This window comes from Cupriavidus sp. FW216-B1, from assembly GCF_058789195.1.
This window is the reverse complement of record NZ_JBYTEL010000002.1, coordinates 141,740-152,641: the sequence shown is the minus strand read 5'-3', so window position 1 is coordinate 152,641 and position 10,902 is coordinate 141,740. Positions and strand designations below refer to the sequence as shown.

General features: G+C 71.3%; 11 protein-coding genes and 1 pseudogene (1 of these 12 running past the window's edge). 8 read left to right on the top strand and 4 right to left on the bottom strand.

Translation table 11 applies throughout. The features are described from left to right. A pseudogene (locus tag AC3WXD_RS07685) lies at positions 1–305 on the top strand (YaeQ family protein); it begins 342 nt to the left of the window's first position. A 144-nt stretch (positions 306–449) separates the two neighbouring features. Next, on the top strand, positions 450–797 hold the full coding sequence (locus tag AC3WXD_RS07680; RefSeq protein WP_020204589.1) for an FKBP-type peptidyl-prolyl cis-trans isomerase: 348 nt from the start codon (positions 450–452) through the stop codon (positions 795–797). Positions 798–870: 73 nt separating this feature from the next. On the opposite strand, the gene AC3WXD_RS07675 is transcribed toward AC3WXD_RS07680, so the two are convergent. Next, positions 871–1,191, bottom strand: a complete 321-nt coding sequence (locus AC3WXD_RS07675; RefSeq protein ID WP_059411286.1) for a hypothetical protein — start codon at positions 1,189–1,191, stop codon at positions 871–873. Between the two features lie 208 nt (positions 1,192–1,399). Here AC3WXD_RS07675 and AC3WXD_RS07670 point away from each other — a divergent pair, with 208 nt between their 5' ends. Beyond that, positions 1,400–2,104 carry a gamma-glutamylcyclotransferase gene (locus tag AC3WXD_RS07670; protein WP_043366986.1) on the top strand — a complete coding sequence of 235 codons (705 nt, stop codon included), beginning with the start codon at positions 1,400–1,402 and terminating at the stop codon, positions 2,102–2,104. A 26-nt stretch (positions 2,105–2,130) separates the two neighbouring features. Then, the gene (locus AC3WXD_RS07665; protein WP_492323467.1) at positions 2,131–2,931 is read left to right on the top strand and encodes an ankyrin repeat domain-containing protein; all 801 of its coding nucleotides are present in this window, start codon (positions 2,131–2,133) and stop codon (positions 2,929–2,931) included. Positions 2,932–2,969: 38 nt separating this feature from the next. Here the strand turns inward: AC3WXD_RS07665 and AC3WXD_RS07660 are convergent, their stop codons facing one another. Further along, positions 2,970–4,685 (bottom strand): long-chain fatty acid--CoA ligase, encoded by a 1,716-nt coding sequence (locus AC3WXD_RS07660; protein WP_020204593.1) that lies wholly within the window; start codon positions 4,683–4,685, stop codon positions 2,970–2,972. Positions 4,686–4,904: 219 nt separating this feature from the next. Here AC3WXD_RS07660 and trxA point away from each other — a divergent pair, with 219 nt between their 5' ends. Beyond that, on the top strand, positions 4,905–5,750 hold the full coding sequence (gene trxA / locus AC3WXD_RS07655) for a thioredoxin (protein WP_492323466.1): 846 nt from the start codon (positions 4,905–4,907) through the stop codon (positions 5,748–5,750). 34 nt (positions 5,751–5,784) lie between these two features. Beyond that, complete coding sequence (locus tag AC3WXD_RS07650; RefSeq protein ID WP_020204595.1) at positions 5,785–6,171, top strand: cupin domain-containing protein; 387 nt, start codon at positions 5,785–5,787, stop codon at positions 6,169–6,171. A 21-nt stretch (positions 6,172–6,192) separates the two neighbouring features. Here AC3WXD_RS07650 and AC3WXD_RS07645 read toward each other — a convergent pair whose 3' ends face one another. Beyond that, on the bottom strand, positions 6,193–6,645 hold the full coding sequence (locus AC3WXD_RS07645) for a bacteriohemerythrin (RefSeq protein ID WP_059411283.1): 453 nt from the start codon (positions 6,643–6,645) through the stop codon (positions 6,193–6,195). 180 nt (positions 6,646–6,825) lie between these two features. On the opposite strand from AC3WXD_RS07645, the gene AC3WXD_RS07640 reads away from it, so the two are divergent. Continuing rightward, positions 6,826–7,404: a P-loop nucleotide/nucleoside kinase family protein gene (locus tag AC3WXD_RS07640; RefSeq protein WP_492323465.1), complete on the top strand. Its 579-nt coding sequence runs from the start codon at positions 6,826–6,828 to the stop codon at positions 7,402–7,404. 14 nt (positions 7,405–7,418) lie between these two features. Here AC3WXD_RS07640 and tcdA read toward each other — a convergent pair whose 3' ends face one another. After that, positions 7,419–8,327, bottom strand: a complete 909-nt coding sequence (gene tcdA, locus AC3WXD_RS07635) for a tRNA cyclic N6-threonylcarbamoyladenosine(37) synthase TcdA (protein WP_492323464.1) — start codon at positions 8,325–8,327, stop codon at positions 7,419–7,421. Between the two features lie 215 nt (positions 8,328–8,542). On the opposite strand from tcdA, the gene AC3WXD_RS07630 reads away from it, so the two are divergent. Next, positions 8,543–10,738 (top strand): AsmA family protein, encoded by a 2,196-nt coding sequence (locus AC3WXD_RS07630; RefSeq protein ID WP_492323463.1) that lies wholly within the window; start codon positions 8,543–8,545, stop codon positions 10,736–10,738. The last annotated feature ends 164 nt before the right edge of the window (positions 10,739–10,902 follow it).

Below are 10,902 nucleotides of genomic sequence, written 5' to 3'. Positions count from 1 at the left end.
CACCTTCCCCCCCCCCCCCCCCCCCCCCCCCCCCCCCCCCCCCCCCCCCCCCCCCCCCCGTGACCGTGTTCACCTACAATGGCGCAAGCGCGCGCGAATGGTGGAAGGGCATGGCGGGCAAGGCCGGCAAGCTGCGCAACGTGACCATCTACAATGTGCCGGCCGAAGCGGTGGACGCGCTCGCCGCGCTGGCCCAGCGCGCCATGCGGCTGTCGGTGACGATCCAGGACGGCGAGATCTGGGTCAGCGACGACGACCACAACGTGCGCATCACCCTCGACGTCCTGCAGCGCGCGGCGGGCTGAGCCCGCGCGGCGCCGGCATCGCCAGCACCACCAGCACGCACCACCAGCACCATCGCGCAGTACCCCGTTCGCCCGGGACCGCCAGCCACGCGCGGGCGGCCCCGGTACCGTGACACTCCCTGAGACACTACAAGGAAGCCAATCATGAATACGACTCCCTCCGGCCTGCAATACGAAGACACCGTCACCGGCGAAGGCGCCGAAGCCACCGCCGGCAAGCATGTCACGGTGCACTACACCGGCTGGCTCTACGACAACGGCCAGGCCGGCCGCAAGTTCGACTCGAGCAAGGACCGCAACGACCCCTTCGTGTTCCCGCTGGGTGCCGGCCACGTCATCCGCGGCTGGGACGAAGGCGTGCAGGGCATGAAGGTCGGCGGCACGCGCCGCCTGGTCATCCCGGCCGAGCTCGGCTACGGCGCGCGCGGCGCCGGCGGCGTGATCCCGCCGAACGCCACGCTGCTGTTCGAGGTGGAACTGCTGGCGGTCTGAGCGCCGGCCAGCGCCGCGCAGAAAAAAGGGACGCCCGCGGGCGTCCCTTTTTGCTTCCGGGCGCCGGCCGCGGTCAGAAGCTGATGGCGGCGTTGCCCACGTCGACGCGCACCTTGTCGCGGTCGAGCAGGCGCGCGGCGTGGCGCGCGTAGTCCTGGGCCCAGGCGGCGTCGTCGGCGAAGCGCTGCTCGCCCGAGAACTTGGCCACGTTGAGGATCTTGTCGATCACCAGCACCTTGCCCACCGGGCTGGAAGCCTGGCAGTCGAGCTCGGCGTATTCGCGGTCGAACCAGCGCCAGCCGGCCTCCTCGGTGACGGCGGCCAGTTCGGCGTCGCCGATGGTGAAGCCGAATTCCTTGCCGGTGCCGAAGGCCACCGTGAGCGTGCGCGCCATAGCCTGTTCTCCTGGGTTGATGCGGTATTGTAAGGACTTGTCCGGCGCCGCCGCCACCGTGCGCGGTCAAGTCCGTGCGATTTCGCCGGCCCCGCCGCCATGCCGACCGTTGTCTGCCGCACACAGCCAGTTGAGCGTTGCGGCGATTTCTGCCTGCCATGTGGTTTCCTTGCCGCCTGAAACGCAGCTTTGGATTATGCTTGCAGGCATGGCCATCACCCGACAAGATCTCGAAACGGATCGGCTGCGTGCTTCTCTTTGCAGCACGCCGGTGGCTTCCTCGCTACTCCCGGAAGCCGCATTCGAAGGCTCCCTGCGCGCCACGCTGGACCAGCGCCCGGACACGCCCGCGCTGGCCGGCGATGTGTGGGTGTTCGGCTACGGCTCGCTGATCTGGAACCCGATGGTGGTGCACACCGACCGCCAGCTGGCCACCGTGCACGGCTACCACCGCGGCTTCTACCTGTACTCGCGCATCAACCGCGGCACCTGGGACAGCCCCGGCCTGGTGCTGGGGCTCGACCGCGGCGGCTCGTGCCACGGCGTGGCGTTCCGCATCCCCCATGACATGATCGAGCAGGAATTCCGCCTGCTGTGGCGCCGCGAGATGCTGACCGGCGCCTACCACCCGCGCTGGCTCAACGTGAAACTGGCCGGCAGCGCGCCGCAGCCGGCGCTGGCCTTCGTCATGAACCGCGGCCACGAAGCCTATGCCGGGCGCCTGCCCGACGAGCGCGTGGTGGCCTGCCTGCGCCACGCCGCCGGCCTGTACGGCCCGGCGCGCGAATACCTGCAGCAGACCCTGCTCGGGCTGGCCACCAACGGCGTCGACGATCCCTATCTCGGCCGGCTGTGGCGCCAGTTGCAGGACACCGATGCCGCAAGCGGGCCTGCCGCCGGCACGGCCGCCTGATCCGGACCTATCCAGGAATCCACCCGATGCCGCGCCCCGCCGCCCGCCCCCGCCGACTGGTACTGGCCGAAGTGCTGGGGCTGACCGGGTTGCTGATGGGCGGCGCGCTGCTGGCCGGCCCGGGCGGATCGAGCCTGGCGGCGCGCCCTGCCGGCGGCGCGGCGTCCCATGCCGCGCCTCGCTCGCAGGCACCCGCGGGCACCGCGGCGTCCGGCCCGCGCGAGGGCGTGGGCGCGCTCGATCGCAACCTGATCGCCGCGGCCATGCAGGGCGACCTCGAACTGGTCAAGCGCCTGCTTGCCGCCGGCGCCTCCGCGCAGGCCACCGACGAGCGCGGCCGCAGCGCCTTGCTGGTGGCGGTGGACAGCCGCCACACCGAGGTCGCCAAGACCCTGGTGGCAGCCGGCGCCAACGTCAACCGCAAGGACATCGACGCCAACAGCCCCTTCCTGCTGGCCGCCGCCACCGGGCAGCTCGAGGTGGTGCAGCTTTCGCTGGCGCACGGCGCCGACCTCGCCAGCACCGACAGCAACGACAGCACGGCGCTGATCCTGGCCAGCCAGCATGGCAATACCGAGGTGGTGAAAGTGCTGCTCAAGGCCGGCGTGCCGGTCGACCACGTCAACCGGCAGGGCTGGACCGCGCTGCTGGAAACCATCGTCATGGGCGACGGCAGCGCGCGCTACGAAGACACCGTGCAACTGCTGCTCGACGCCGGCGCGGACGCCAACCTGGCGGACCGCGACGGCACCAGCCCGACGCGGCACGCGCGCGAGCGCAGCTACAAGACGATGGTGAAGATGCTGGTGCGCGCGCGCGGGCACTGAAGGCCGCCCCGCGCGCGGCGGGCGTCAGGCGGCAAGCATCAGGCCGCCGGCCTGGCCGCATCGTCGCGCGCGTTCTCGCTTTCCTGCAGCTGGCGCCACATCACCTTGCCGGTGCCCGACTTGGGCAGCGCGTCGACGAACTCCACCACGCGCGGGTACTTGTAGGCCGCCATGTTCTCCCTGGCCCATTCGATGATGTCCTCGGGCGTGGTCTTGCCGCGGGCATCGGTCTTGAGCACCACCACCGCCTTGACGGTCTCGCCGCGGTAGGCGTCGCGCGTGCCGATGATGCACGCTTCCTGCACGGCCGGATGCTTGTACAGCAGGTTCTCCACCTCGGCCGGCCACACCTTGAAGCCGGAGGCGTTGATCATGCGCTTGAGGCGGTCGGTCAGGAAGTAGTAGCCCTCCTCGTCCATGCGCCCGAGGTCGCCGGTGCGGAAGAAGGTCTTGCCCTCGAACTCGATGAAGGCGTCGCGCGTGGCGTCCGGCTTGCCCCAGTAGCCCTTGAACACCTGCGGGCCGCACACGATGATCTCGCCGGTTTCGTTGGGTGGCAGCTCGGCCAGCGTGACCGGGTCGATCACGCGCGCGTCGGTGTTGAAGGTGGGCACGCCCAGGCATTGCAGCTTGGGGCGGTCGCTCGGGTTGCCGTGGGTCGGCGCCATCGTCTCCGACAGGCCGTAGCCTTCCAGGTAGTTCAGGCCGAACTGCTGGTGCAGCCGCTCGGCCACCGCCTGCGGCATGGCCGCGCCGCCGCCGCCGATGTAGCGCAGGCTCGACAGGTCGAACTGGGCCAGGTTGGGGCTGCCGAGGAAGTCGATCACCATCGTCGGGATGTTGGTCCAGTGCGTGACCTTGTAGCGCGAGATCAGGCGCCCGGCCACCTCGCGGTCCCAGCGCGGCAGCATCACCACGGTGGCGCCGCTGTAGATCGGGCCGTTCATGCCGTACTGCATGCCGGTGACGTGGAACAGCGGCAGCACCGACAGGATGGTCGATTCCGCGCCGCTACCGCTCCAGGTACTGCCGCCGATCACGTTGTGCATGACCGTGCGGTGGGTGTGGATGCAGCCCTTGGGAAAGCCGGTGGTGCCCGAGGTGTACGGCATCACCGCCATGTCGTCGGGGCCGGCGGTGTGCGGCGCCGGCACCCGCTGCGCGGCGAGGACCCGCGACCACGGCGTGGCGCCGGCCGGCAGCGGGTGCTCGGCGGTGAGCCAGGCCGGCGGCGCGTCCTCGGGGTTCTCGTAGCTGGCCGGCAGCGCGTCGCCGTACTGCGTGACCAGCATGTGCCGCAGGCGCTGCGCCTCGGGCAGCTCGGCGCTGGCCTGTTCGGCGCCGGCGGCGAGGTCGGCGCTGCAGATCGCCACGCGCGCCTGCGCGTCGCTGATGTAATGCTTGAATTCCTCGGTGCGGTTCATCGGGTTGACCGGCACCACCACGGCGTCGGCGCGCAGGATGGCGTAGTAGCCGATGATGAACTGCGGGCAGTTCTGCATGTAGAGCAGCACCCGGTCGCCCTTCTTCACGCCGGCTTCCTGCTGCAGCCAGCCGGCCACCGCGCTGGCCTGCGCCTCGAGCTGGCGGAAGGTGATGGCGTTGCCGAAATAGCGGATGGCCGCCTTGTCGGCGTAGCGGTGCGCGGAAACCACCAGGTTGTACCAGAGCGAGGTCTCCGGCGACACGATCTCGGTAGGAACGCGCTTGGGCCAGAACTGGAAATGCGGGCGCGCGGGCTGGTGGGTCTGCATGGAACGTCTCCTGTGCGGTCTGTCCGACCTGATCTTGGATACCAGTCAATCAATATAACCGAACGACCGTTCTATTTTCAATCCATCGCTTACCCTTGTCTATCCACCTTGCCCGCCCGCCTTTGCGCGCCACGCTGTTGCAATCGGCGGCATCCGCCCCCAACTAGGCCCCGTATGGCCCCGGCATGCGCGGGGCTTCCCTTCTAGCGAGATCAAGTCATGAGCGACGTAACCCTGCAGAATTTCGAGGCGGACGTGATCGAGACATCGCGTCACATCCCGGTGCTGGTGGATTTCTGGGCGCCCTGGTGCGGCCCGTGCAAGACGCTGGGACCGATGCTGGAGAAGCTCGAAGCGGAGGCCGGCGGCAAGTGGCGGCTGGCCAAGGTCAACGTGGACGAGAACCAGGACCTCGCCGCGCACTTCGGCGTGCGCAGCATCCCGCATGTGGTGGCCTTCGTGGACGGCCAGGCGGTGGACCAGTTCACCGGCGTGCTGCCGGAGTCGGGCCTGCGCGAGTTCCTCGCGCGCGTGATGCCGGACCCGGGCCAGACCGCCCTGCGCGCCGCGCGCGACGCGCTCGCCGCCGGCGACCGCGAAGCCGCGCGGGCGGCGTTCCAGGCGGCGCTGGCCTTCGATCCGGGCTTCGACGCGGCGCGGCTCGAGTACATCGGCTTCCTGCTCGACGGCGACGCGCTGGAACAGGCCGAGACCGAGTTCGGCATGCTGTCGCGCGGCGCGTCGCAGGAAGACGGCTTCGCGGCGCTGCGCACCCGGCTCGAAGCCATGCGCGGCGTGGCCGAACTGCCCGACACGGCCACCCTGGCCGCGCGCGTGGCGGCCGCGCCCGGCGACCTGCGCACGCGCCTGGACCTGGCCCGCGCGCTGATCGCGCACCGGCACTACGAGCCGGCGCTGGAACAGCTGCTGGCCATCGTGCGGGCCGACCGCGGCTTCGAGGAGGACATCGGGCGCGTCACCATGCTGTCGGTGTTCGCGCTCATGGGCGACCAGCCCGAGGCGGTTTCGCGCTGGCGCCGGCAACTGGCCTCGGTGCTGAATTAAACTGGCGGGCCCGACCTTCCTGCCCGCCCTAGCCGTGACCGCTGCCGCCCTGCCCCGCCTGGCCGATTTCCGCGCCGACCCCGCCCCCAGCCACGACCGTCCGCGCCCGGACCGGCTCGTGGCGGGCAATCCCGAGCGCACCACCTGGACGCACTACAGCGCCGGCCAGGGCGATTTCGACTGCGGGGTGTGGGGCTGCGAGCCGGGCGCGTGGCGCATCGCCTTCCCGGCGGGCAAGGAGGAATTCTTCCACGTCATCAGCGGACGCATCCGCATCAGCGACGACGCGGGCAACGCGCGCGAGTTCGGGCCCGGCGACGCCTGCGTGATCCCGGCCGGCTTCACCGGCCTGTTCGAGGTGCTGGAAACGGTGCGCAAGCACTTCGTGGTGCTCGACCGCGCGGCCGCCGGCGGCGGCTGAAGCGCCGCGGCGCGGCCGTCTTCAGGCGGCCTGCCCGTCGGGCGCCTCGATCAGCGTGAAGCCGTGCTCGCGCATGTAGCCGACCATCATCGCGTCCATCGACCTCACGTGCTGGTCGAACCAGCCGGGCAGTTCGGACACCAGCCGCCGGCCCAGCGTCACGTCGCCCTCGGCGACCTTGACGCGCACCGCGTCGGCCACCGCCAGCACCTGCTGGTGCTCGCCGCGGTGGCAGTGCTGCGGGCCGAAGTTCATGGCTTCCATCCACGTTTCTTCCTGGCCGAAATGATGGCGCGTGTGCTCGATCCACTCGTCCAGCGCGGCCAGGAAGCCGTCGTCCGCGGCGCGCGCGGCGGCATCCAGCAATTGCACGAATTCTTCATGGGTGGCGTCGGTCACCGGCTCGCCGAGCAGCAGCTCGGGCGCAAGGGCGGCGCGGCTCGGCGCGGGGACATCCGTGGCGTGATCGGTCATGTCTGGAGAAGCGAGGCAACGAAGGAATCGGCTGGCCGGCCCCGCGCGCGCGGCGCGAAGTCCGGCCCCAGCCGAGAGCATACCGAATCCGCCGCGGCGCGGACTGATCCAGGACAAACCGGCGCGCGGGTTATGCTGGCGGCTGGCTTTCCACCGCCGCGGGCTCCGCCCCGCCTTCCCATGCCCCGACTGCTCTTCTTCTGCGGCCATGCCGGCACCGGCAAGACCACCCTGGCCCACCGCCTGATCGGCCCGCTCATGCAGGCCACCGGCGAGCCGTTCTGCCTGCTCGACAAGGACACCCTGTACGGCAGCTACAGCGCCGCCGCGATGGGCGCGCTGACCGGCGACCCCAACGACCGCGACAGCCCTACCTACCTCAAGTACCTGCGCGACGCCGAATACCACGGCCTGCTCGACACCGCGCGCGAGAACCTCGCGCTGGGCATCAGCGTGATCGTGGTCGGGCCGCTGTCGCGCGAGGTGCGCGACCACCGGCTGCACGATCCGGCATGGCTGCGCGTGCCCGCCGGCACCCAGGTGCGCACGGTGTGGGTCCACCTGCCCGAGGACGAGGCGCACGCGCGCATCGTGCGGCGCGGCAACCCCAACGATGCCTACAAGCTCGCGCACTGGGAGGACTACCGCGCGCGGCGCTTCATGCCGGCGCCGGAGCAGCACCCCGAGCTGCGCTATTTCGACAACACCGCGCCGGGCGAGGGCGAGCTAGCGGCCCTGCTGGCGGCGCTGGCCGCCTAGCGCGGGCGCGCGGCTCACTCGGGGGCGGCGGGCCCGGTCAGCGCGGTGAGCGCGCCCAGCACGCTGGCGGCGGCGACCATGCCGAACACCGCCGTGACCGCCACCGACGAGCCGAAGCCGGCGCAGGCCAGGCCCTGCGGGCCGGCGGGCGCGATCGCGGGCGCGTCGGCCGGGGCTTCGTCGATCTCGCAGGCCTGCTGCTCGGGTTCGGGATAGCGCAGCGGCTCGTCGGAGAAGACCGCGTCGATGCCGAACTTGCGCTTGGGATTGCGCGGCCAGCCCCAGTCCTGGCGCAGGCGGGAGCGCACCTTGGCCAGCAGCGGGTCCTGCACCGTGCGCGAGAAATCGACCACACGGATGCGGGTCGGGTCGAGCTGGCCGCCGGCGCCGCCGCAGGTGATGATGCGCCGCCCGGTGCGGCGCGCCCAGCCCAGCATGGCGACCTTGACCTTGACCGAATCGATCGCGTCGATGATGTAGTCGTGCCCGCCGAGCAGCTCGGCGACGTTGTCCTCGGTGACGAAGTCGTCCACCTCGGTCACGCGGCAGCGCGGGTTGATCTGCACCATGCGCTCGGCCATCGCCTGCACCTTGGCGCGGCCGTAGGCATCGCCCAGCGCGTGGATCTGGCGGTTGGTGTTGGACAGCGCGATGTGGTCGAGGTCGATCAGCGTGACGCGGCCGACCGCGTTGCGCGCCAGCGCCTCGGCCGCCCAGCTGCCCACGCCGCCGATGCCGACCACGCATACGCTGGCCGCCTCCAGCCGCGCCAGCCCGGCCGCGCCGTACAGCCGCGCCACGCCGCCGAAGCGGCGGTGGTAGTCGTCGTCGGCCGGGCTCTCGTGCGTCAGCGCCGGCGGCAGCTGCGCCAGTTCCGGGGAGGCGGAAGGGGCCGGGGAGGTTTCCGGGACGAGGTGGCTCATGGATAGGATCGAGGCTTGCTGAAGGAGGGCCGCCGGCGGGCGGACGCGGGCGGACTGGCCGTCCAGGCGCCGCCTGCGTCACCCTGTCAGCCTGGCGCCGACAGGAGAACGCGGCGCGCAACTATACAATACCTGACAACAGTGGTCCGGCCGCCGCATCGCCCCACCCCCGGGGCCGGCGCCGCGGCCACCCGCCCGACCAGGACGACAATCCCATGCCCGTGCGCCGCAAGGCCGTTCTCTGGAGTGTACTGACGCCGCTGGCGCTGGTGGCCATCGTGGTCGTGGTCGTCCTGACCTTCGACTGGAACCGCCTCAAGCCGTGGCTCAACCAGCGCGTGTCCGAGGCCATCGGCCGGCCTTTCGCCGTCAACGGCGACCTCACGCTGACCTGGCGCAGCGCGCAGGGCGAGACCGGCTGGCACACCTGGGTGCCGTGGCCGCGGCTGTCGGCCGCCGATATCACGATCGGCAACCCGGACTGGGCGCGCGAGCCGAACTTCGCCACCGTGCGCGAGCTGATCTTCGTGCTGCGCCCGCTGCCGCTGCTGTCGCGCCAGATCTCGATTTCCACCATCGTGGTCGACAGCCCGGCCGTGTGGCTCGAGCGCCTGACCGACCAGCGCAACAACTGGACCTTCGCCACGCCGGCCAGCAAGCAGCCGTCCGAGTGGCGGCTCGACATCGGCGAGGTGGCGCTGGCGCAGGGCGACCTGAGCCTGTCCGACCAGGTGCTGAAGCTCGACATGCAGGCGCGCCTGGACACCATCGGCGACAGCCCGCTCTACGACAAGGCCCGCGACGGCGCGCTCACCGGCGCGGCGGCCCCGGGCACCGCCGGCGCCACGGCGGCAGCGCCCGCCAGCCAGCGCTACGGCCTGCGCTGGAAGGCCACCGGCCGCTACCACGACGCCACCATCAGCGCCAGCGGCAAGGCCGGCACGGTGCTGAGCCTGCGCGACGCCAACGTGCCGTTCCCGGTGCAGGCCGATGCGCGCGTCGGCAACACGCGCGCGGTGGTGGAAGGCACGCTCACCAACCCGGCCCATCTCGGCGCGCTCGACGTCAACCTGCAATTGTCCGGCGACAACATGGCCCGGCTGTACGCGCTCACCGGCATCGTGCTGCCCAGCACGCCGCCCTACGAGACGCGCGGGCGGCTGGTGGCCACGCTGCGCAAGGGCGCCTCGACGTACCGCTACGACAAGTTCAGCGGGCGCGTGGGCGGCAGCGACCTGAGCGGCACGCTCAGCTACGCCCAGCGCCAGCCGCGCCCGCTGCTGTCGGGCGAGCTGGAATCGAGCCAGCTGCGCTTCGAGGACCTGGCGCCGCTGATCGGCGCCGACGCCAGGCCCGGCGGCGCGGCCGCGGACAGCACCGTGCGCCAGCCCGCCGACAAGGCGCTGCCGGTGGCGCCGTTCCGCACCGAGCGCTGGGACAGCATCGACGCGGACGTGAAGTTCACCGGCAAGCGCATCGTGCGCACCGCCGACCTGCCGATCACCGATCTCGTCACCCATCTCAAGCTCGACGACGGCCGGCTCACGCTGGACCCGCTCGACTTCGGCATCGCCGGCGGCAACCTGGTGTCGACGCTGCAGCTCAACGGCAAGCGCGCGCCGCTGGCCGCCACCATCGACATGAAGGCGCGCCATCTCAAGCTCAAGCAGCTGTTCCCGAAATTCGAGTCGATGCGCGCCAGCATCGGCGAGCTCAACGGCGCCGCGCGGCTCAGCGCCACCGGCAACTCGGTGGCGGCCCTGCTCGGCAGCGCCAACGGCGAAGCCAAGCTGCTGGTGGAAAACGGCACGGTGAGCAAGTTCGTCCTGGAGGCGATGGGCCTGAACGTGGGCAGCGTGGTGATCTCCAAGCTGTTCGGCGACAAGCCGGTGCGGATCAACTGCGGCGTGAGCGACGTCAGCTTCACCAACGGCCTGGCGCGCGCGCGCACCTTCGTGCTCGACACGCAGGACGCCGTGATCGACACCACCGGCGCGGTCGACCTGGCCAGCGAACGGCTCGCGCTGACCATCCGGCCGGACTCGAAGGGCCTGCGCATCTTCTCGCTGCGCTCGCCGCTCTACGTGGGCGGCACGCTCAAGAAGCCCACGGTCAGCCCCGACATCGGCGTGCTGGCCCTGCGCGCGGGCGGCGCGGTGGCGCTGGCGCTGGTGGCGCCGGTCGGCGCCGCGGTGCTGCCGCTGATCGATCTCTCCGGCGGCGGCGAGGAGTCCCAGTGCGGCAAGCTGCTGGCGCAGGTGCGCAAGCGCCCGCTGGCGCCGCCGCCGGGCCAGGCCTACCGCGAGCCGGCCAGCGGCGCCGCCGGCCCCGTGCCATCGGGCGAGGGCGCGGGCGCTGCCGCCGCGCCGGCGCGGCCGGCGCCCGACGCCTCGCTGCACCAAGGCGGCTGACCGCCGCGCACCATCGCGGTGGCGCCACCGTTGCCCGTGCGCGACACCCGCGCACGCATCGACGCAATTTCGCAACACTTTCGCCACGCTGGTGCAGAGAACCGTTGTCTATCGCACACGCCGCTCGCATAATTAAACGGCCATTTACAACGAAGTCTTCAATA